Origin of the sequence: Ornithinimicrobium faecis (assembly GCF_023923225.1) — a bacterium.
Lineage (GTDB): Bacteria > Actinomycetota > Actinomycetes > Actinomycetales > Dermatophilaceae > Ornithinicoccus > Ornithinicoccus faecis.
In genome coordinates, this window is record NZ_CP099489.1 from 3835707 (window position 1) to 3857190 (window position 21484).

Below are 21484 nucleotides of genomic sequence, written 5' to 3' on the forward strand. Positions count from 1 at the left end.
ACCGTGTGGCGACAATCCACCCCCACCGAGCGCACCGTGTGGCGACAATCCACCCCCACCGAGCGCACCGTGTGGCGACAATCCACCCCCACCGAGCGCACGACGCGCTGGTGCTCCGTCACCCGAGGCGCTGGCGGAGCGCCTCGTGCAGCACGATGGAGCCCGCGACACCGGCGTTGAGCGAGCTGGCGTCACCGACCATCGGGATGCTGACGATGTGGTCGCACGCCTCCCGCCACGCCCGCGTCAGACCTCGGGTCTCATTGCCGACCACCAGGACGGTCGGTCCGGTCAGGTCGACGGCGCGCAGCGGCAGGTCACCGCCCTCGTCCAGGCCGACCACGGTCCAGGCGCCACCCTGCGTCCCCTGCTGTTGCACCCAGTCGAGCACCTCGGTGTGCGAGGGCACGCGCACGACGGGGACGCTCAGCATCGAGCCGGTGCTCGCCCGGACACACCGCGGGTCATAGGGGTCGGCAGCGTGCCCGGCCACCACCACGCCCGACGCCCCGAAAGCGTCCGCGGAGCGCACCAGGGTCCCGATGTTGCCCGGGCTGGAGGGCCGGTCAAAGACGGTCACCAGCGGCACCCGCTCGGCTGCGCGGACCCGGTCAAGATCGTCGGGCGGCAACTCCAGCACGGCGAGCAACTCGGGGGTCGCCTCGTCCTTGCCGCCCAGCTCAGCCATGAGTTCCGGAGCGAGTATGCCGTGACTCTCGGCAGCGGTCTCCTCCCAGACTCCCTGGGCCCAGTTGGACAGGTCACCATCACCGCGCAGGAGCGCCCGGACCGGCCAGTCGTGCTCGAGCGCGAGGGTCAGCGGACGCACGCCCTGGACCAGGAACTCACGATGGCGGTTGCGCTTGGTCCGGTTGCCCAGCAGCGAGTGCCACTGCTGGAAACTGGCGTTGCGGCTGTGGATCCGCTGCACCCGGCCGGGGCTCATGGACCGGGGCTCATGGGCTGGCTGGCCCGAAGTCTGTGGCGGCCAGGTCACGCAGGAGCACGCGCAGTGCTGCCGAGGGGTCGACGCCGTCGGCGCGGGCTCGCAGGACCAGGTCCATCAGCTGGGCCGCGACGACCTGCTCGCCACCTGCGAGCCGGGCGTCCACCTCGCTCCGCAACTGATCGGCAAGGCCCGCCCGCTCCAGGCGGGAGGCGACCTTGGTGGCGCGGGCAAGCTCTGGCATGCCGGGCGGGATGCCGTCCAGGGGGTGCTCCCGGTCCGGCTTCTCGGCCGCCTTGAGTTGCTCCCAGTTGGCCTCCACCGCAGCCGCATCGGCGGCCTCGACGTTCGCGAACACGTGCGGGTGGCGGTGCACCAGCTTTTCCACCAGGGCAGCGCTGACGTCGTCGATGTCGAACCCGTCCTCGCGCTCGGCGGCGACCCGGGCGTGGAAGGCAACCTGCAGCAGCACGTCACCCAGCTCCTCGATGATGTGGTCGTCGTCGCCGGACTCCAGCGCCTCGACGGCCTCGTGCGCCTCCTCGATCAGATAGGGCACCAGGGACTGGTGAGTCTGCTCCGCATCCCACGGGCAGCCACCGGGCGAGCGCAGCCGGTCCATGACGGTCACCACATCGAGCAGACGGGACCCGGGCTGGTCCCAGGAGCCGACGAGCACCTCAACCTCGGGAGCGACCGACCCACCACGACGGGTGGCCTCTGCCGCCAGAGCGTCGGTCAGGCCGGGGTCGCCGTCGGAGCTGCCGATCCACACGACGGTGGCGTCGCTCGCGCGGTCCAGCAGGTCGCGGGCGAGGACGCGCGGGTCGCCCTCGGCAGGCGTCACCGTGGTGCCGGCGGACGCGATGGCACGAGCTTGGGGGTCTGCGAGGGTGCGCGCGAGCACCGCGCTCGCCTCCTCCAGTCGTCGCCAGGCCTCACGCGACAGGAGACCCGGGGCCAGCCGCGGCGAGGTCAGCAGCAGGCTGAGCCGACCAGTCAGTTCTGGGCTCCGCCGTCGGCGGCTGCCTCGGTCACCTCGGTGATCCAGGTCGGGGTCTGCGCGACGACCTGGGCGTTGGTGCTGTCCCACGCGCCATAGCGCGGGTTGATCTCGATGTCGACGTCCTCAGTGGCCGGGAGCGCCTGGGCCATCTGGAGGTGATTGATCGCGCGATAGAGGTCGATCGTGCTGTCAGCCGGGTTCTGCAACCCACCGCCGCGCAGGTCGTTGAGCAGCTGGGCATCGGGGATCGGCGGGTTGCCGGCAGCGCGGTGCGCCTCCTCGGCCACGTCGCCATAAACGAGCAGGGTCAGCACATCGGTCGGGGTGGTCGGCGACACCGGCAGAGTGTTGAACTGCTCGGTCGCCTCCTGGACGTCGGCGACGGTGATCTGCTGGCCGTCGACAACAGCGGCCACACCGGAGGACAGGCCGCCGCTGGAGCACGCGGAGAGCACGAGGGCACCGGCTGTGGCGACGGCGAGCACGCTGGCCGAACGGCGGGCACGGGACTGGGCACTGGCTGCGATCCTCACGGGGCACATCATGTCACCTGTTCCCGAAAGCCACCCACACCCTCGCCGCGACGGGTCACCCAACGGTCCTGATGCACCGCCAGACCCGCGTCACGCACTGTCGATGTCGCGGCGTCGCAGGCCCAGCACAGCCAGGACCAGCAGGACGACGGCCAGTGCCGACAGGACCCCGACAACCGTCCAGTCCATCGACTCCAGCGGCAACCGCGGCGTGGCATTGAACGGTGACAGGTCGCGGATCGACGCGGGGATCTTGAGCAGGTCACCGAGCCACCCGACAACGAAGCACCCCGCCAGCACCACCCAGGCGACCAGCCCGAGCTTCGGGACCCAGCCGTGCAGGGCAGCGGCCAGACCGCCGAGGACAGCCACGGCAGGCAGATAGGCCAGCGTGGCACCGATCAACTCGGCCGAGCGATCCGTCGAGCCACTCACCGCCGCGTCCGCCACCACGACCCCCACGCCGGTGGCCAGCAGCACGAGCACTGTGCCGACGGCGCTCACCGTGAGCCACCCGAGCTGCCAGGATCGCCGCGAGGTCGGCGTGGACAACAGCAACTCCGCCCGGGCCGCCGACTCCTCAGAGCGCAATCGGTGGACCGAGGAGACGGTGAAGCAGGCCACGACGAGGGCCAGGATCAACAGGATCAGGCCGAAATAGCCAGCCACCAGATCCTCGCTGCCACCGGTGCCGAGCAGGTCCTTCATCGCCGGGTTGTCCTCGACCATGGTCGTCACCTCGTTGCCGAAGGAGCCAAAGGCCAAACCGCCCAGGAAGAGCCCGACGGCCCACCAGAACAAGGAGGACCGCTGCTGGCGGAACGCGAGCCCGGGCACCGAGGACAGCACTGCCGAGGCGCGAGGCGCCCCGGGCCGGCTCGGCACCAGCCCGGCACCGACGTCGCGGCGCCGCGTCAGCTCGACGGCCACGACGGTGAGTGCCACGGCCAGCGCCAGAGCCAGCAGCAGCGGCCACCACCGCTGGTCGCCGTAGGCATCGACCGCCTGCACCCATCCGACGGGCGAGAACCAGGAGGCGATGTTCTCGCGCACGTCACCGAACGAGCGCAGGCCCCAGGACACGCCCAGCACCGCCACGGCAATGCCGAGGGCCGCACGAGCGTGCTCGGTGACCTGGGCGGCAACCGCGGCGACGGCCGTGAAGACCAGGCCCAGGCAGGCCATGGCCGCACCGAACAGCAGCGAGCCTCCTGCCGGCAGTCCGAGCCCGACCAGGGACAGGCCGATCAACAGTCCGACCACGACGCTGGCACCGCCCACGACGATCAGCGCAGCGGCCAGCGGCGCGTGCCGCCCGAGGACGCCGGCTCGCAGGAGCTCGGTGCGCCCGGCCTCCTCCTCGGTGCGGGTGTGCCGCACGGTCAGGAAGATCGCCATCAGGGAGACGCCGAGGGCCGCGATCAGGTTGATCTCGAACAGCGTGATCCCACCGACGGTGTCGAGCGCCTGTGCCGGGCCACTCATCACGATGGCGGCGGGACTGCTGCTCACCGTGGCGGCATAGCCCGCCCGCAGCTCCGGCGTGCCATACAGGCCCTGCACCGCAGAGGCCGAGGCTGCAACGAGTCCGACGATGGCCACGATCCACAGCGGCAGCTGGAGCCGGTCCAACCGCAGAAAGAGTCGCACCATGTGCCCCGTGCCGACCAGGCCTGAGCCGCCGAGACCAGGACCGACCCGCTCCGTGGCGACCGGGCCGGAGCCGGTCCCGCGGTGCCGGGCACCGCGCGCGGTGGCACCACCCCTGCCCGTGGTCACCGTGCTCATCGGTCTGCCTCGACGCGATCAGCCCCGGCGACTGAGCCGGCCACCGGCTCCGGTGCGGCGTCCTGGGGAGGCAACTGCTCGCCATACTGCTTCAGGAAGAGCTCCTCAAGGGTCGGCGGATGAGCCTGCAGGGACTGGATCCCGAGCCCGGAGAGGTGGGCGACCGCCTCATCGAGGTGGTCGGTGTCAACCTTGAAGGTGACCCGGCCATCGACACGCTCCAGGTCCGTCACGCCGGTGATCTGCGAGAGCCCGTCAGCGGGGCGGCCGGTCTCGGCGGTCACCGTCGTGCTGGTCAGGTGGCGCAGGTCCGACAGCGTGCCGCTCTGCACCGTGCGACCGGCCCGGATGATCGAGACCCGATCACACAACGCCTCGACCTCGGCCAGGATGTGACTGCTCAGCAGGACGGTGCGCCCATCGTCCTTGGCCCGCTGGATCCAGGTTTGGAAGACCTCCTCCATCAGCGGGTCCAGGCCATTGGTCGGCTCGTCCAGGATCAGCAGGTCGGCGTCGGAGGCCAGCGCCGCGACAAGGGCGACCTTCTGCCGGTTGCCCTTGGAATAGGTCCGGCTCTTCTTGGCCGGGTCGAGCTCGAAGTCGGTCAGCAGCGCGGCGCGCCTGGACTCATCGAGCCCACCGCGCAGCCGGCCGATCAGGTCGATCACCTCTCCCCCGGTCAGTCCCGGCCACAGGGCGACGTCACCGGGGACATAGGCCAGGCGGCGATGGAGGGCCGCAGCGTCGCGCCACGGGTCACCCCCGAGCAGCCCCACGCTCCCCGAGTCGGCGCGCAGCAGGCCCAGCAGCACCCGGATGGTGGTCGACTTGCCCGCCCCGTTGGGGCCGAGGAAGCCGTGCACCTCCCCCTGGGCAACGGTCAGGTCGAGCCCGTCGAGGGCGTGGGTCGACCCGAAGGACTTGTGCAGCTGTTCCACGACAATCGGTGCATCCATGGGTTAGAATCTACACAAGTTTCACAGATTTGTGAATGTAATTAAAAATGCGGGAGGCAGCATGACCGATCAGGTGACCCACGAGGACCTCACGGAGGCGCAGCGCGCCTACATCGAGGAGCTGGCAGCCGTCATGACGGCCTCCGGGATGCCTCGGATGGCCTCCCGGGTCTACGCCGCGATCCTGGTCCACGAACGCGGCAGTATGACGTCAGCTGAGGTGGCAGCGACCCTCCAGGTGAGTGCGGCGGCAGTCTCGACGGCCGTGCAGTGGCTCACCCAGGTCTCTATGATCACCCGTCGCACGGTGCCGGGCTCGCGGCGCGAGTCCTACGTCGTGGACAGCGAGTCCCTGATCCGTCTGGTCACCCACGACACCAACGCCCTGACAGCCTGGGTGAGCGGGTTCGCCCGCGGCCGCGACGTCGTCGAGCCCGGTGGGGCGGCAGCCGACCGACTCGCCGAGTTGGAGGAGTTCTTCAGCTTCCTGATCGGCGAGATGGACGGCATCATGGCGCGCTGGCAGGAGCGCCAGGCTCAGGCCGGCCAGGAACCTCAGTCGAGCCCGAGCCGCTCAGCCAGGAAGCGATAGGCCAGCGCCTGCATGTGCGCGAGCTGGCCATTGGTCGCCGCACCACCGTGGCCGCCCTCGATGTTCTCGTAGTAGGTCACGTCCTTGCCCGCCGCGAGCATCCTGGCCGCCATCTTGCGGGCGTGCGCCGGGTGCACCCGGTCGTCGCGGGTCGAGGTCGTCAGCAACACCGGCGGATAGTCCCGCCCGGCCTCGAAGAGTTGATAGGGGCTGAACGTCTGCAGGAAGGCCCACTCCTCGGGCACGTCGGGATCGCCATACTCCGCCATCCAGGAGGCGCCGGCCAGCAGGTGGGAGTAGCGCTGCATGTCCAGGAGCGGCACCTGGATGACGACGGCGCCGAACAGATCGGGATACTGCGTGAGCATGTTGCCCGCGAGCAGCCCGCCATTCGAGCCTCCTTGCACGCCAAGCTTTTCCGGCACCGTGACTCCGGTGTCGACGAGATCGCGGGCGACGGCTGCCATGTCCTCATAGGCGCGGTGCCGGTTCCCCTTCAGAGCCGCCTGGTGCCAGGTCGGGCCATATTCACCCCCGCCTCGGATGTTGGCCAGCGCATAGGCCCCGCCCCGCTCCAGCCACGACACCCCCAGCACGCCCGAATACGTTGGGGTGAGCGAGATCTCGAAGCCGCCATAGCCGTAGAGCAGGGTCGGGGTCGTGCCATCAGCAGGCAGCCCCTCGCGGTGCACCAGGAAGTAGGGCACCCGCGTGCCATCGTCGGAGGTGACGAACCGCTGCTGCGCAACCAGTCCGTCCGCGTCGAAGAAGGCCGGCATGGCCTTCAGCTGTTCCACGAAATCCGTTGCGGCACCTGACGTCTCAAGGTCTGCGAGGTCAGCGATCGCCAGGGTGGTGGGGGTGAGGAAGTCGGTGGTGTAGACCCAGACCGCGTCCGAGCCCACTGCGTCCACCGGCCCCACCATGGTCGTGCCGTCGTCGGGCACCCCTGGCAACGGCGTGCTCGCGAAGGTGCCGTCCGCCTCCGGGGTGAGCACCTCGAGCCGGTTCGTCACGTGCTCCAGGATGTTGAGCACCAGGTGGTGACGCGTCCAGGTGTGCCCGGCCAGGGACCGGGCCGGGGTCGGCGCAAACAGGACCTGCACGTCGCGGGACCCAGCCAGGAAATCACCCAGCCGTATGCCGAGGAGCGAGCCCGCGGCATACGTCACCTCCTCTGGGGTCCAGTCATCGCGCAACTCGATGGTGAGCCACTCGCGCGTCACGGAGGCCTGCGCCGAGTCCGGCACCTCGATCCGGATCAGACTCCCGTCGGGGTCGAGGAGGTGGAGCTCGCTGGTGAAGAAGGTCGGGGCGCGGTGGATGAGGTCGCGCTCGTGGCCGGGGGTCTGGTCATGCCACGCTGCGACCGCGATGTCTGTTGCGTCCCCCTCGAAGACGACCTCGGCCTCCTCGATCGGGATCCCCCGGCGCCACCGGCGGGCGGTGCGCGGATAGCCGCTGTCGGTCAGACTCCCCGGTCCCAGATCGGTCATCAGGAAGAGCGTGTCCTGGTCGATCCACGACAGGTTTCCCTTGGCCTCTGGGCGGTGGAAACCGTCCTCCACGAAGGCCTTGGCGTGCAGATCGAACTCACGGGACACGTCCGCGTCGGCACCGCCGCGGGACAGGTCGACCATGGCGAGACGGTGATCGTCGGTCTCGCTGCTGCCGCTGCGGCGCAGGACCGTGGCGCCGTGCCAGACCCAGTTCTCCCCCTCGGTCTCGTTCAGGGCGTCGAGGTCGAGGACGATCTCCCAGTCGGGGGCCTCGGTGCGATAGGACTCCAGGCTGCTGCGGCGCCAGAGCCCGCGCTCGTGCTCGGCGTCCTTCCAGAAGTTGTAGTAGTGCTCCCCGATCTTGGCGACGTCCGGGATCTTGGCGTCCGAGTCGAGGATCGACAGAATGCGGTCGCGGATGGCCTCGAACTGCGGCGTGCCCGCGATGCGCGCCGCCTCCCCGGCGTTGCGCTCGCGCACCCAGTCCAGCTGGGCCTCCCCCTCGACGTCCTCCAGCCACGCGTGCTCATCCTGCACGGGGTCCTGGTTCACGACGTCTTCGTTCCCGGTCTGCTGCTCCTGGTGATCCACGCCGCCAGCGTAAGCCGCCGCGCTCGGTCGCCACTCGCTGCACGGGCTGACAGCCGAGTCGGGACACCCGACGCAAGGCGGCGGACCCCGATGCCCACCCGCGTTGTCTCGCCGTGTGTGCTCACGGGGACTGCAGGGCGAAGAAGAGGAAGCAGATGAAGTTGCGGCCCCTCGGTGGCAACAGCTCGGCGGGAGTGTCCGGCACGGCCGCTGGCTCCGTCACGCTCGTGATGCGCAGGCCAGCCCGGATGAAGGTGTTGAGGACGTCCTGCAGGGGCCGGTGCCAGTACGTCATGACGGCAGTGGTCTCGCCGAACTCGTAGTCCTCGGAGTATTGCGTGAGGGCGAAGTAGTCCCCGTCCGGATAACTGGCGGCATAGCCGAACGGATGGATGATCGAGACGAGGAGCTGGCCGCCGGGCGTGAGGACTCGGCGCAGCTCGGCGAGGGTCGGAGCCCAGTCCTTCACGTAGTGCAGCGCGAGCGACACCGTGACGAGGTCGAACTCGCCCTCGCCATAGGGCAGCGGGTCGCTCAGGTCGCCCACCCGCACGTCTGCCTCGCTGCCCAGGCGTTCCTTGGCCAGGGCCACCATCGCGGGGCTGAGGTCGAAGCCAGAGACGAGCGCACCCCGATCGCGCAGCGCCTGGGTGAGTGGCCCAGACCCGCACCCGGCATCGAGCACCCGCAGGCCCTCGACCTCGCCTGCCAGGCGCAGCATCTCTGGGCGCTCATACCAGGCGTTGAACAGCCCGTGCTCGTTCGCCTCGTCGTATGCAGCGGCGAAGTCGTCGTAGTCGGCGGTGGTCATACTCGCGATCCTGCCAGGCCCGCTTCGGCGTGGGCTGAATGCAGGCTCATCCGGCAGGGACCAGGGGTCCCCGCCTCCGCAACAGGTGGCGGGTCGGCACCAGCGTCGCGACATAGGCGGCTGCCGTGACCACGAGCACGGTGGCGCCCACGACCCACGCTGGCCCCTGCGGCCAGGGAGTGCCGAGGAAGCCCAGCGCCACCAGACTCATCGGCACCAGCGCGATCATCAGTCCGGCGGCCGTTGCCCCGAGAGCGATCAGCCCGGTCTCCGTCGCGACCATGGCCCACAACTGACGCGGGGTGGCACCCAGTGCACCGAGCAGCTGCCACTCACGTCGACGACGCAACGTGGTGGCCACCAGCCTGTTGGCGACGCCGAGCAGGATGTAGCCGAAGAGGACAACAGACGCTCCGAGGTTGATCCACACCGCGGGGTCCAGCGCAGCCGGGTCCGAGTCTTCCTGTGTCAGCGGATGACTCGCCTCAAGGCCGGGATGGGTTGCCGCGAGTGTCGTGAGGTCTCGGTCCACCGCTGCTGCCTCCGGCCCCTGCACCAGCACCGAGTCGTAGGGTCCGGCGCCACCGGACACGAGATCGCCCGAGGCGACGACCTTGCCGAACCCAAAGCCGTGACGATAGGTCGCCACCACGGTGGGCTGCACACGGGTGCCGTCGGCGAGAGCGAGCGGCAGGGTGTCCCCGACCTCGATGGTGCCGGGCCACGCCAGGCTGGCGTCCACGGCCACCGTGTCACCCACGAGATCGGCCAGGTCTCCGTCCACCACCCCCAGGTCAAGCACCTCGGCCACACCCGGGCCGACCGCCAGGATCTCCTGGGCGTCTGCGTCGACGAGCGCCTGGGTGCCATCGGCGGAGGTGCGCACCCCACTGGTATGCCGCGCGGTCACCGCTGCGGACACCGAGGACAGGTCCTCGATCTCCTCCACGACACTCGCTGGCACACCTCCGGTCTGGTCCGCCGTGACCTGGGCGGTCGCGATCGTGCCCTCGCGGGCCTCGTGGGCGGCGACCGATGACAGCGTGGTGGTCGCAAAGATCTGTGTCACGGTCAGCCCGACCGCCAGGGCCAGGACCGCGAGGGCTCCACCGGTCCGCAGGGCAAAGCTCCCGCTGTTGCGCACGGCGAGCCAGCGACTGACGGTGCGCTGTCTCGGAGCGAGCCACCGGGTCAGCCGACGCACGACGGTCGGCGCGATCAGGGCGACACCGATGCTGGCCAGGAGCGCACCGGAGGCCGCGCCGATGATGGCTGCCTCGGTGCGGGTGATCAGTGGCGCCAGCGCTGTCCCCAGGGAAAGCGCCAGCAGGACGGCACCGACCCTGGTGCGGGCCTGGCCACCGGAGCGCGGCTCGGCCTCGGTCTCGACGACCGCCGTGGTGGCTGACAGGCGGGACACCCGCCACGAGGCTGTCCCGGCCGCAACCTGCACGATGCCCACCAGGAGCAGCACGGTGACCAGCGCCGGCCAAGGACTCCAACTCAGCTGCTGGCCGGTCGCGAGCAGACCGAGACCGACCAGGGAGTCCTGCGCCCACCAGGCCAGCAGATGACCCAGGGCGGCACCACCCACCGCGGCCACGAGCGCGACGGTGCTCGCCTGTCGCGCCATCAGGGAGCGGACCTGGGCCGGCGTTGCCCCGATCGCCCGCAGCAGGGCGAGCTCTCTCGCCCGGTTGGCGACCATGACGCTGACGGCTCCCCCGGTGATGAAGCCGACCAGGATCACCACGACCCCTGCTGCCGAGAGCACGAGGAGCACGAGCATCCCGGTGGTGGCCGCCGCGGCGGGCCGCTCGGCCGCCCCGAGGTCTGATCCGGAGCTGACCACGAGGTCCTCGCCGACCACTTGTTGGACGCGCTCGGCAACCGCTGCCGGATCGGTGCCTGGCTCGGTCGTGGCCGTGATCAGGTCCACCGTGCCCGGTGCGAGGGAAGCGACTGTCCGGGCCAGGTCGTCACTGAAGAAGATCCCGGCGTGGGACCAGGTCGGGTCCAGCACTCCGGTGAGTCGCATCGTCTGCGGCTCACCCGCGAGAGCCACCTCGACCTGATCGCCCACCGACACACCAGCGGTGGCTGCGGTCGCCTCATCGAGGACCACGTCGTGGGCACCGGCCGGCGGTCGGCCGACGAGGGCGACCTCGCCGAACAGCGAGCCCCACCCGTGTCCGGCGCGGCGGGGGTCCGCGCCGGGCTGGAAGCCTCCAGCACCGTCGCTGACTGCCGCCGGAAAGCTGAGATCGCCTGCCGCAGCGGCCACACCGGGCACCCCAGCGACCTCGTTGATCAGGTCAGCCGGCACCCCGACGTGCTCGGGCAGAGCAACGTCGAGGTCCTCGGCCCGCGGGACACTCTGCTCACCGCCAATGATCAGGTCGGCCGTCACGAGACGTTGCGGGGGCACCGGCGAGCGCAGACCGGTGTCGAGCAGGACCAGGCACAGGCTGGCGAGGACGGCGCCCACGAGGACGGCGGTCGCCACGGCCAGAACCTCGCTGAGGCGGTGCGGCGGGCGGACTCTCATCGCTGCCCACCCAGCACGCCCTGCGCATCCAGGACGCCCTCCCCATCCGGGACGCCCTGCGCACCCGCATCCGGGCCGCCCTGCGCATCCAGGACGCTCTGCTCCCCGAGGACAGCCGCCAGCGACTCGGCGTCGGGAGACAACAGCACCTCGCGGATCCGCCCGTCGGCCATCACCACCGTGTCGTGAGCGAAGGCGGCTGCGCCGGGGTCGTGGGTGACCATCACCACCGTCTGTCCGTGCTCGGCCACCAACTCACCCAGCAGCGCCAGCACCCGTTGACCGGTGGCCAGGTCCAGCGCCCCGGTGGGCTCGTCCGCGAAGACCACGTCGGGCCGCGGCCCCAGGGCCCGGGTGATGGCCACCCGCTGCTGCTGACCGCCGGACAGCTCACCCGGAAGCCGGTGCAACAGGTCGGCCAGGCCGGTCTGCTCCACCAGCGTGCCGACCCACGCACGGTCCACCGCCGTCCCGGCCAGGCGCAGCGGGAGGGTGATGTTCTCCTCGACGGTCAGGGAGGGCAGCAGGTTGTAGCCCTGGAACACGAAGCCCACCCGGTCCCGACGAAACCGGGTGCGCGGCGTCTCCCGCAGGGAGCTCACCTCGGTGTCGCCGATCCAGACCGAGCCGCTGGTGGGCACATCGAGCCCGGCCGCGATCTGCAGGAGGGTGCTCTTGCCCGAGCCCGACCGGCCCATCACGGCGAGGAAGGAACCGCGCGGCACCGACAGCGAGACCCCGTCCAGTGCCTTGACCTCACCACCGCGCCGGAACACCCGGCTCACGTCCTCAAGTCGCACCGCAACATCACGAGCATCCGCGGATCGCGGGTCACGCCGGACCGGTGCCTGTGTCTGGGTGCTCATGGCTGCCGCCGCCGGAGACGACGGGCCACGAGCAGTCCCACGCAGCCGAGCGCCGCGACCCCAAAGGCCAGGGACGGCAGCAGGTTGTCCGGACTGATCACCGAGAACATCGCATTGAGCCCGACACAGATGGCCAGCGCCACCCAGAGCAGGCCGGTGAGGCGGTCCCTGTCCGCGGGAGGCACGGCGGGCGACGGGCCGTCATCCCCGACGGTGGGCGACGGGCCGGCACCCCCGCGAGCGGGTGCGTCGGTGAGGCAGTAGGGGTCGTTCATGGGTGCTCCTGAGTCGTGGTGGTCAACGTGCTCTCCACGCTAGAAATCTCGAAGGCCGGCGACCATCCCGTGAACTACCCGATCGCAGGTACAGCAGGCTGTACCTTTTGCCGCTCTCCGGACCCAGGGAGTCGGCGGACATGGACGCTGACTTGCCATTCGGCATACGTTGGGCACTCACTGCCCAGTCCAGCCCAGGAGGACCCGTGTCGACCGGTGCCCCCGCGCGTCCCGGTCTCTGGGCGACCCTCAGGTCCCAGGTCGTGGCGGCCGCTGTCGCCACCCAGTGGTTGGTGCTCGGCCTGGGCACGGCCCTGCTGGCGCTGCTGACCGTCGTGGTCCTGCTCCTGGTCGCCGCACTGTGCCTGATCGCCGTCGGGCTGGCACTGGTCGGTCCTGCGCTGCGCGTGGTGCGCTGGGTGGCTGATCTGGAGCGCCGTCGGCTGACGGCCATGGGACACCCGACGGCCTCGCCGTATGGCCCGGTCCCGACGGGGTGGGCGGAGATCCTGCGCTTCGTCCGGGCCGACGTCAGCACCCGACGGGACCTGGGGTGGCTCGTCCTGCACGCGACGGTGGGGCTCGTCCTCGGGCTGCTGCCGCTGGAACTGCTGTCCAGCGCGGTCCAGGAGATCAGCACTCCGTTGTGGTGGCAGTTGGCGCCGGGTCAGGCCACCCTCGCTGGTGGGTTCGTGACCGTGGACACCTGGGCCGGAGCCCGTTGGGCGGTCGTCACCGGCATCGTGTGGGCCCTGCTCTGGCTGCTGCTGTCCCCGCTGCTGGCCCGTGGCCAGGCGGCGCCCGGGCTGCGGCTGCTGGCCCCACACCCCGGCCAGGACCTGCCGGCCCTCGTGGCCCGGCTCAGCGCGACCCGGGCGGCCGCCCTCGACGCGCACGCGGTGGAGCTGCGCCGCATCGAGCGCGCCCTGCACGACGGCACCCAGAACCGACTCGTCGCGGTCACCGTCCTCGCGGCAGCTGCCCGCCGGGCCCTGACCCGGGACCCCGCGAGCGCCGAGCCCATCCTGGAGCGGGTCCAGGACAGCGCCGAGCTCGCGCTGGCCGAGCTGCGCTCTGTGGTGCGCAGCATCCTGCCCCCCGTCCTGGAGGCCGACGGCCTGCCCGGTGCGCTGGCTGCGCTGGTCGCTCAGTGCGCGGTCCCGACGCGCCTGGAGGTGTCGGTGCCGGTGCGGCTGCCGGTGTCGGTCGAGGCCGTGGCCTACTACGCGGTGGCCGAGGCGCTCACCAATGTGACCCGGCACAGCGCAGCACAGGGAGCCCTCGTCAGCGTGCAGCAGCGCGGTGACCAGTTGTGGATCGAGGTGACCGACGACGGCTCCGGTGGGGCCGCTGTCGGGCAGGGATCCGGGCTGAGCGGCATCCGCGACCGGGTGGAGGCACACGACGGCACCCTTGAGGTGCGCAGCCCCATCGGTGGCCCGACACTGGTGCAGGTGGTGCTCCCGTGCGGATAGTGGTCGCTGAGGACGACGCCCTCCTGCGGGAGGGCCTGGTCCTGTTGCTGCGTGGTGAGGGCCTGGACGTCGTGGCCGCTGTGGAGGACGGTGCGGCCTTCCTCGCGGCCGTCACTGAACACCGGCCGGAGGTGGCCATCGTGGATGTGCGGATGCCACCCACCCACACCGACGAGGGCATCCGAGCCGCAGTGGCGGCCCGGGCGGACCAGCCGGACCTGGCCGTCCTGGTGCTGTCCGCCCACGTCGAGCAGAGCTTCGCCACCGAGCTGCTCGCCGGCAGCGCCCGTGGGCTCGGCTATCTGCTCAAGGAGCGCGTGGGACGAGTCGAGACCTTCCTGGAGGCCCTGGACCGGGTGGCCCGCGGTGGCACAGCGATCGACCCGGACGTGGTGGCCCAACTGTTCGCCCGCCGACGTGCCGCCGACCGCCTGGCGGCGCTGACCAACCGGGAGCGCGAGGTGCTGGCCCTGATGGCGCAGGGACTGGGCAACACCGCGATCTCCCAGCAGTTGTTCATCACCGACAACGCGGTGCACAAACACATCCGCAACATCTTCGCCAAGCTCGACCTGCCGGTGGGAGAGGACAGTGACCGTCGGGTCGTGGCGGTCCTGCGCCACCTCGAGGCGAGCGGCGGGGTGGGCTGAGCACGGATAATCGGTGGTCAGCTCCCTGCGAACAGCCGTACTCTTAGCCAAGCCATGCAAGACTTTCCGCCCGAGATCCGGGCCTACTCAGCACGCGACGACGCCGCGCCAGACACCCGCAGCCCGAGGCACTTCCTCTGGTGGATGATCCGGCTCGAGGGCACGCTCGCGCTGGCTGGCGTGGGCATCGCTCTGGTGTGGATGCTCCCCCAGGTGCTCGGCCCGTGGCTGGTCGGCCGGGCCATCGACGACGGCATCGTCGGCGGTGACTCCGGCGCCTTCCTGCAGTGGGTGCTGGTGCTGCTGGCCATCACCGTGGTCGGTGGCCTCAGCGGCACCGTCTATCACACGGTGATCGTGCGCGAGTGGCTCGTGGCGCTGTATGGCACGACCAAGTTGGTCACCCGCAAGACGCTCCAACTCGGTCACATCCTGCCGCGCCGCACCCCCACCGGTGAGGTCCTGTCCGTGTCCGGCAGCGACAGTGACCAGTTCGGCGGCTTCATCGAGATCGTCACCCGAGCACTCTCCGAGGTCGTCGCCTTCCTGTGCGTGGCCGCCATCGTGCTCACCATCAGCCCCACCATGGGTGTGTTGGTGCTCCTGTCCGCGCCGCTGCTCGTCCTGTGCGGGATGCCGCTGTTGCGCCCGATGCAGCGCTGGCAGGGCATCGAGCGCTCCCGCAACTCCGAGCTCACCTCGCAGGCAACCGACATTGTCGGCGGGCTGCGGATCCTGCGCGGCATCGGCGGCGAGAACACCTTCGGTGGCAACTACGCCCGACAGTCCCAGCGGGTGCGCCAGTCCGGCGTCTCGGCAGGCTCCTGGCAGGCGGCGGTGGAAGCCGTCGGTGTGCTGCTCAGCGGCATCTTCGTCGTTGCCCTGATGTGGGTTGGGGTCCGAGAGGTCATCAACGGACAACTCAGTGTGGGTCAGCTCATCAGCATCCTGGGCTACGGCCTGTTCCTGATCCAGCCGATGCGCACCTTCGTGGAGTTCGCCCAGAAGATGACCCGCGCGGTCGTGTCGGCCCGTAAGGCCATCGCGGTGCTGGAGCAGCGCCCGCCCTGGCTGCCGCCCACCGCTCCGCAGACGCTGCCGCACGACGCGCCGATCACCGACGATGCCTCGGGACTGGTGGTCACGCCGGGGCTGCTGACGATGGTCGTCTCCGGGGTGCCCGATGACTCGGCAGCACTGGCCGACCGGCTCGGTCGCTATCTGCCCGAGGAGCAGGACGCCCGCATCGCCCTCGAGCTGCCCGAGGACCTCAAGGGTCGCGCGGCTCGTCGCGAGCGCGCACGTCGCGTGATCGCCCGCGCCGAGCAGGCCGTCCGTGATGAGGAGCGCGCCCGTCAGGCCTGGGGCGTGCTCGTCGGTGACGTCGACCTCGGCGCCGTCGAGCTGCCCGAGGTGCGCTCCCACATCCTGGTCAGCGACACCAGCCCGCACCTGTTCGCCGGCACCCTGCGGTCGGCGGTGGACCCGCACGGCCGACTCAGCCGGGAGGCTGCAGAGGCCGCGCTGTGGGCCGCCTCGGCCGACGACGTCTTCGACGCCGTCCCGGGTGGCTGGGCCGGCGAGCTCGACGAGCGCGGCCGCGGCCTGTCCGGCGGACAACGCCAACGCCTGGTGCTCATGCGCGCCCTCGCCGCCGACCCGGAGGTCCTCGTCCTGGTCGAGCCCACCTCAGCCGTGGACGCCCACACCGAGGCCCGCATCGCAGCACGCCTGGGGAGGGCCCGCCAGGGCCGCACCACCGTGGTGATGACCGCCTCCCCGCTCCTGCTGCACCACGCCGATGAGGTCGTCCTCCTGCAGGACGGTCAGGTGACCGCCCGGGGAACGCACACCGACCTGCTCGCCGAGCACTCGGCATACCGCTCGGTCGTGGTGCGGGGTGAGGAGTCGGCCACCATCGACCCGCCCGAGCCGGACGACACCCACCCCGAGACCCACCGCCAGATGACCCGACCCGCCCCCCAGGAGGTGCTGTGAGCACAACACACGCTCCCCTGCTGCCCCCTGAGCTGGCAGCTGAGTCGGCACGCACCTGGGATGCCGCTGACCAGCAGGGTCCGGTGATCCCCGCGGAGCTCATCCCCCCGACCGAGGCCACCGTGGCCGAGCGCGCGTCGGCGATGCGACAGCGTCACCTGCTGCGCGAGCGCCGGGCCGCGGACTTCGTCGCCGAGACGATGAGCTCGACCAAGGGACTGCCCATCGCGCAGCCCCGGCAGGTCGTGCGCTTCATCGGCCGACTCCTGGGCGAGCGACGCCTCTGGGTGGTCGCCGTCGTCCTGGGCAACGCCCTCGCCGCGGTCGCCGGGCTGCTCGTGCCCTGGTGGCTGGGCCGGCTGGTCGACAGCACCGTGGCCGATGTCGAGGCTGGTCGCACGAGTGCGGCACTGGCCACGGCCGACTTGGTGGCCCTGATCGTCGCCGGGATCGTCGTGCTGCAGGCGCTGCTGACCCTGGCGGCCAAGAGCGCCTCCGCCGTCCTTGGCCAGGGCATCCTTGCGTCGGCCCGCGAGTTTGTGGTGCGCGCGATCCTGCGTCTGCCGCTGTCCCGGGTGGAGAGCGCCAGCTCCGGTGACCTCGTCACGCGCGTGACCCGGGATGTCGGCACGATGAGCGAGACGGTGCGCTGGGCGCTGCCGCAGGTCATCGTGGCCGGCACCACCGTGATCGCCACGCTGCTGGCGATGATCGTCAACAGCTGGCTGCTCGCGCTCCCCTCGCTGGTGCTGCTGGCGATCTCGCTGGTGCAGGTGCGCCGCTATCTCCAGCGGGCGCCCAACGGCTATCTGACCGAGGGCGGCACCTATTCGCGCATCAACACGCACCTGACCGAGACCGTCGAGGGTGCCCGCACCGTCGAGGCCCTCGAGATCGGTGACGAGCGCAAGCGGGTCGGCGACGACGACATTGAGGTGTCCGCACAGGCCGAGCGCTATGGGATCACGCTGCGCAACCTGCTGTTCCTGGTGATGGACCTGGCCTTCTCCCTGCCGCGGGTGCTGGTCCTGGCCGTGGGCGCCTTCGCCTACTCCCAGGACTGGGTCACCATCGGTCAGATCACCACGGCCGTGCTCTACACCGAGGCGCTGTGGGGCCCCTTCGACATGCTCGTGCACACCCTCGACAACGTGCAGGTCGGCGTGGCCTCGACGACCCGTCTGCTCGGGATCGCGACCGTGCCGCCGGACCGTGAGGAGGGCCGGGGCGAGCCGGCCGACGCCACGTTGGTCGGGCAGGATCTGCGCTATGCCTACCGTCCCGGGCATGACGTCCTGCACGGCATCGACCTGACCCTTGAGCCGGGAGAGCGCCTGGCGATCGTTGGCCCCAGCGGATCGGGCAAGTCGACCCTGGGCCGGCTGCTCGCCGGCATCCACGGGCCACGCACCGGCTCGGTCGCCGTCGGCGGCGTGGAGCTGACTGACCTGCCGCTGGCCCTGTTGCGCCGCGAGGTCGCCCTGGTCACCCAGGAGCACCACGTCTTCATCGGCACGGTGCGCGACAACATCGTGCTGGCCAAGGAGGGCTCGGACGACACCGCGGTGGAGCAGGCGTTGCGCGCGGTCGGAGCCTGGGACTGGGTGCAACGACTCCCGCAGGGGCTCGACGCCCGCATCGGCTCCGGGTCGCAGGAGTTGACTCCGGGGCAGGCGCAACAGGTCGCGCTGGCCCGCCTGATCCTGGCCAACCCGCACACCATCGTGCTCGACGAGGCCACCTCGCTGATCGACCCGCACACGGCCCGCAGCGTGGAGGGCTCGATGAACGCCCTATTGTCGGAGCGGACCGTTGTCGCCATCGCACACCGGCTGCACACCGCGCACGACGCCGACCGCATCGCCGTCGTCATCGACGGGCGGGTCGCCGAGCTCGGCAGCCACGACGAGCTGGTCGCCCTGGACGGGGAGTATGCCGCACTCTGGCGGGCCTGGACGACCTGACCTGCCGCCTGCGCTTGCACGGCGACGGCCACAGCCACAGTCACGGCCACCGAGCCGCTGGCGAAACGTGCACCCAGACAGGCGACGTCATCTCGCCCTGCGCATCGCTGCAGGTCAGCGACGTCCCGCTCGCTCACAGCAGTGACGTCGCCTGCCTTGGTGCACGCCGACGCTCCGTGCACCTACGCTTGCGTCCATGAGTTCCCTGCAGCAGACCCTGCTCGAGCCCGCCCGTCGACCCGCCGTCGTGAAGACCCTGGTCGCGGTCGTCGACGCCGAGGTGGCGAGCAAATCCGGCATCAGCGGTCGCATCATCAAGACCGGCTATGCGGCCGTCACCAAAGTGTCCGACGGGTTCGTGGCCAAGGCGGTCAACAAGTTGCTGCCCGGCTTCAGTGCCGCGCTGGACCCGTTCTGGCAGGAGCGGGGAGACCGCGCCTTCGCCGACACCCTGGTCGCCCGACAGGATGAGGCCGCCGAGGCCCTGCTCGCCGTCACCGACAGCAACGTGGCCGGCTCAAGCAACGGCGTGGTCAAGAAGGTTTACGGCTCGCTGCGCGGCAAGGCCAAGGACAACGTCATCGCCGCCCTCCCCCGCGTCGGCGCCGCGATCGAGAGCCACGCCGCCTGAGTGAGCCGATTGCGGAAGGGATAGCGGGGTGCGCCGGGCCCACGGGATCGCGGGCCGGCGGGCACGAGCACGACCACGGCGCCGATGCGAGAGCTCAGTCGGTCCGCCGACGCAGGGTGAACGTCCCGAGGGCGAGCACCACAACCGCGATGCCCACCACGATCAGCAGGTCGGTCCAGGTCCCGCTGGCAACCTGCCCGTCGACACCGGCCTGCACGCCCTGCATGGCGTTGATCGCATAGGTCAGCGGGAGGAAATCAGAGATCGCCTGGGCGGCGCCCGGCATGTTTTCGCGCGGGATGAACAACCCGCACAGCAGGAGCTGGGGAAAGACCAGTGCAGGCATGAACTGCACAGCCTGGAACTCGGTGCGGGCAAAGGCGGAGACGGCCAGGCCCAGCGCTGTGCCGAGGAAGGAGTCGGCCAGCGCCACCAGCAGCAGCGCCCAGATCGGGCCGCCCACCTCCATGCCGAGGATGCCAACACCGAGGCCGATCACCAGGGCCGACTGCACGAAACACACGGCCAGCAGGGCGAGCGCATAGCCGAGGAGGATGTCGGCCCGGCCGGTGGGCATGGCCAGCATCCGCTCCAGGGTCCCCGCTGTGCGCTCGCGCAGCATCGTGACCGACGTGACGATGAACATGACGGTGAAGGGCATGAAGGCGATCAGCGCCGGGCCGAAACTGTTGATGATGTTGCCGCCGGCCACCTCGGAGAAGACCCACCACAGCAGCAGGAGCACCAGGCACGGGACGAGCAGGAGCAGGGCGATGGTCCGCGGGTCCCGACGCAACTGGTGCAGAACCCGGCGGGCCACGGCCAGGGTGATGCGCGGGGTCACGCCGCAGCCTCGTCGATGAGGACCAGGAAGGCAGCCTCGACGCTGTCGGCGCCGGTGCGCTCGAGCAGCTCGGCCGGAGTCCCGGTCGCCATCACCTCGCCCTCGCGCAGGAGCGCGATCCGGTCACAGCGCTCCGCCTCGTCCATCACGTGGGTGGACACCAGCACGCCCGCCCCTCGGGAGGCGAGGTCACCGAAGGTGGCCCACAGCGAGCGCCGGAGCACCGGGTCAAGGCCGACGGTGGGCTCGTCCAGCACCAGGAGCGGGGGGTCGTTGAGCAGCGCCGTGGCCAGGGAGACGCGCGACTGCTGACCACCGGACATCGTGCCCACCACCTGGTCAGCCGCGTGCGCGAGATCGACCGTTGCCAGGGCAGCCCGCACCTCGGCCGTGCCCACTCCCAGGATGGCGGCAAAGAACTCCAGGTTCTCCCGGGCGGTCAGATCGTGATAGATCGACGCTGCCTGGGTCACATAGCCCACGCGGCCTCGCACCCCCGGACTCCCGGCCTCCTCGCCAAGCACCCGCAACGACCCCTGCACGCCGCTCTGCACCCCCACGATGGAGCGCATCAGCGTCGATTTGCCGCCCCCGGAGGGCCCGACAACACCGACCAGCTCACCCGCACCAACGCTCAGATCAACACCGTGGAGGACCTCACGACCACCGCGCGTGACCCGCAGGTCCGTGACCTCGACAACGTGCTGCTCCACGGCGCTCCTCCTCGGCCGTCGGCGCTGCTGACGCACCACCGGTGCCACTGCACCACGCTAGACCCGCGGGCACCGACCGCGCGACCCCACGCCCAGCAGGCGAGCGCGGTCAGCGACCCGCCCCAGGACCCCCGCTGCTCGACCGGTTCTGCCAGGTGCAGATGCAGATCTCGTTGCCCTCGACATCGGCGAGGACCCAGAACGCCGGTGCGCGCCGGTCCGAGACCAGTCGTCCACCCGCCGCCAGCGCGGCAGCAAGCCGCTCCTCGGCGACATCGTGCGGCACGGTGATGTCGAAGTGGATGCGGTTGCGGTCAGTGCGCGGCGGATCCATCTCCTGGAACCAGAGGCTGGGGAGGTGACCATCCGGGTCGAGCAGGTCACCGCGAGCATTCGCCTGCAGCCCGAGCACGGCCTGCCAGAACGGCCGGATCGCGTCAGCATCCACCGTGTCGATCGCGAGCTCGAGCGAGGAGACCAGCTCCGGGCGGGCCGTCGCGCCTGCCTCGTCCGCCAGCTCGCTGACCACCCTCGCCAGGTCGAGGTCGCGTTGGGTCACGCCGTCGACCGACTCCGTGTGGGTGCGGACCACGACGTGGTCGGAGCGCAGGTCCAGGGCGGGGTGGTGGTGCAGCCGGTGGCCCGCCGCGACGATGGCCGTCGCGAGGGCGGCCCCTGCGGCGGGGGTGCCGGTGTCGAACCGCGCGACCAGGACACCGAGCAAGAAGCGCCAGTCCCCCATCCCCTCGGCGTGCATCGCGTCATAGGGCGTCACCACGAGATCCTCAGCCATCTCAC

The 21484-nt window shown here is 70.6% G+C and carries 19 protein-coding genes; 6 read left to right on the top strand and 13 right to left on the bottom strand.

All coding sequences use genetic code 11. The features are described 5' to 3' along the window. Positions 1 to 118: 118 nt before the first annotated feature. From NF556_RS17810 to NF556_RS17830, 5 genes are all read right to left on the bottom strand, one after another. On the bottom strand, positions 119 to 946 hold the full coding sequence (locus NF556_RS17810) for a TrmH family RNA methyltransferase (protein ID WP_252592504.1): 828 nt from the start codon (positions 944 to 946) through the stop codon (positions 119 to 121). Positions 947 to 956: 10 nt separating this feature from the next. Next, entirely contained in the window at positions 957 to 1853 is an 897-nt protein-coding gene (locus NF556_RS17815) for a nucleoside triphosphate pyrophosphohydrolase (protein ID WP_252592505.1), read from the bottom strand. 92 nt (positions 1854 to 1945) lie between these two features. Next, positions 1946 to 2485, bottom strand: coding sequence for a hypothetical protein (locus NF556_RS17820; protein ID WP_252592506.1), 540 nt, complete (start codon positions 2483 to 2485; stop codon positions 1946 to 1948). Between the two features lie 90 nt (positions 2486 to 2575). Continuing rightward, positions 2576 to 4273 carry an ABC transporter permease gene (locus tag NF556_RS17825; protein WP_252592507.1) on the bottom strand — a complete coding sequence of 566 codons (1698 nt, stop codon included), beginning with the start codon at positions 4271 to 4273 and terminating at the stop codon, positions 2576 to 2578. After that, positions 4270 to 5229, bottom strand: a complete 960-nt coding sequence (locus NF556_RS17830; protein ID WP_252592509.1) for an ABC transporter ATP-binding protein — start codon at positions 5227 to 5229, stop codon at positions 4270 to 4272. Before NF556_RS17830 ends, NF556_RS17825 begins: the two co-directional genes overlap by 4 nt. Positions 5230 to 5290: 61 nt before the next feature. Between NF556_RS17830 and NF556_RS17835 the strand changes: the two genes are divergently transcribed. Beyond that, positions 5291 to 5821 carry a GbsR/MarR family transcriptional regulator gene (locus NF556_RS17835; protein WP_252592511.1) on the top strand — a complete coding sequence of 177 codons (531 nt, stop codon included), beginning with the start codon at positions 5291 to 5293 and terminating at the stop codon, positions 5819 to 5821. Here NF556_RS17835 and NF556_RS17840 read toward each other — a convergent pair. The 5 genes from NF556_RS17840 to NF556_RS17860 all read right to left on the bottom strand — a co-directional run bounded on the left by NF556_RS17840 (position 5785) and on the right by NF556_RS17860 (position 12411). After that, positions 5785 to 7911 (bottom strand): prolyl oligopeptidase family serine peptidase, encoded by a 2127-nt coding sequence (locus NF556_RS17840; RefSeq protein ID WP_252592513.1) that lies wholly within the window; start codon positions 7909 to 7911, stop codon positions 5785 to 5787. The two genes, NF556_RS17835 and NF556_RS17840, sit on opposite strands and share 37 nt — an antisense overlap. Positions 7912 to 8032: 121 nt before the next feature. Continuing rightward, positions 8033 to 8722: a class I SAM-dependent methyltransferase gene (locus NF556_RS17845; protein ID WP_252592515.1), complete on the bottom strand. Its 690-nt coding sequence runs from the start codon at positions 8720 to 8722 to the stop codon at positions 8033 to 8035. Between the two features lie 46 nt (positions 8723 to 8768). Then, positions 8769 to 11270, bottom strand: a complete 2502-nt coding sequence (locus tag NF556_RS17850) for an FtsX-like permease family protein (RefSeq protein WP_252592517.1) — start codon at positions 11268 to 11270, stop codon at positions 8769 to 8771. Further along, positions 11267 to 12136, bottom strand: coding sequence for an ABC transporter ATP-binding protein (locus NF556_RS17855; RefSeq protein ID WP_252592518.1), 870 nt, complete (start codon positions 12134 to 12136; stop codon positions 11267 to 11269). Before NF556_RS17855 ends, NF556_RS17850 begins: the two co-directional genes overlap by 4 nt. After that, a complete protein-coding gene (locus NF556_RS17860; protein ID WP_252592520.1) occupies positions 12133 to 12411 on the bottom strand; it encodes a hypothetical protein in 279 nt (92 codons plus the stop codon). Before NF556_RS17860 ends, NF556_RS17855 begins: the two co-directional genes overlap by 4 nt. A gap of 206 nt (positions 12412 to 12617) precedes the next feature. Between NF556_RS17860 and NF556_RS17865 the strand changes: the two genes are divergently transcribed. From NF556_RS17865 to NF556_RS17885, 5 genes are all read left to right on the top strand, one after another. After that, a complete protein-coding gene (locus tag NF556_RS17865) occupies positions 12618 to 13886 on the top strand; it encodes a sensor histidine kinase (RefSeq protein ID WP_252592521.1) in 1269 nt (422 codons plus the stop codon). Next, positions 13877 to 14536 carry a response regulator gene (locus NF556_RS17870; RefSeq protein ID WP_252592523.1) on the top strand — a complete coding sequence of 220 codons (660 nt, stop codon included), beginning with the start codon at positions 13877 to 13879 and terminating at the stop codon, positions 14534 to 14536. Before NF556_RS17865 ends, NF556_RS17870 begins: the two co-directional genes overlap by 10 nt. A gap of 54 nt (positions 14537 to 14590) precedes the next feature. Continuing rightward, complete coding sequence (locus tag NF556_RS17875; RefSeq protein WP_252592524.1) at positions 14591 to 16534, top strand: ABC transporter transmembrane domain-containing protein; 1944 nt, start codon at positions 14591 to 14593, stop codon at positions 16532 to 16534. 200 nt (positions 16535 to 16734) lie between these two features. Next, entirely contained in the window at positions 16735 to 18498 is a 1764-nt protein-coding gene (locus NF556_RS17880; protein WP_252595854.1) for an ABC transporter ATP-binding protein, read from the top strand. 196 nt (positions 18499 to 18694) lie between these two features. After that, a complete protein-coding gene (locus NF556_RS17885; protein WP_252592526.1) occupies positions 18695 to 19129 on the top strand; it encodes a DUF6918 family protein in 435 nt (144 codons plus the stop codon). Between the two features lie 94 nt (positions 19130 to 19223). Here the strand turns inward: NF556_RS17885 and NF556_RS17890 are convergent, their stop codons facing one another. The 3 genes from NF556_RS17890 to NF556_RS17900 all read right to left on the bottom strand — a co-directional run bounded on the left by NF556_RS17890 (position 19224) and on the right by NF556_RS17900 (position 21479). After that, a complete protein-coding gene (locus NF556_RS17890; protein WP_252592528.1) occupies positions 19224 to 19973 on the bottom strand; it encodes an ABC transporter permease in 750 nt (249 codons plus the stop codon). After that, entirely contained in the window at positions 19970 to 20686 is a 717-nt protein-coding gene (gene ccmA, locus NF556_RS17895; protein WP_252592530.1) for a heme ABC exporter ATP-binding protein CcmA, read from the bottom strand. Before ccmA ends, NF556_RS17890 begins: the two co-directional genes overlap by 4 nt. 109 nt (positions 20687 to 20795) lie before the next feature. Beyond that, entirely contained in the window at positions 20796 to 21479 is a 684-nt protein-coding gene (locus NF556_RS17900; RefSeq protein WP_252592532.1) for a VOC family protein, read from the bottom strand. Positions 21480 to 21484: the final 5 nt, after the last annotated feature.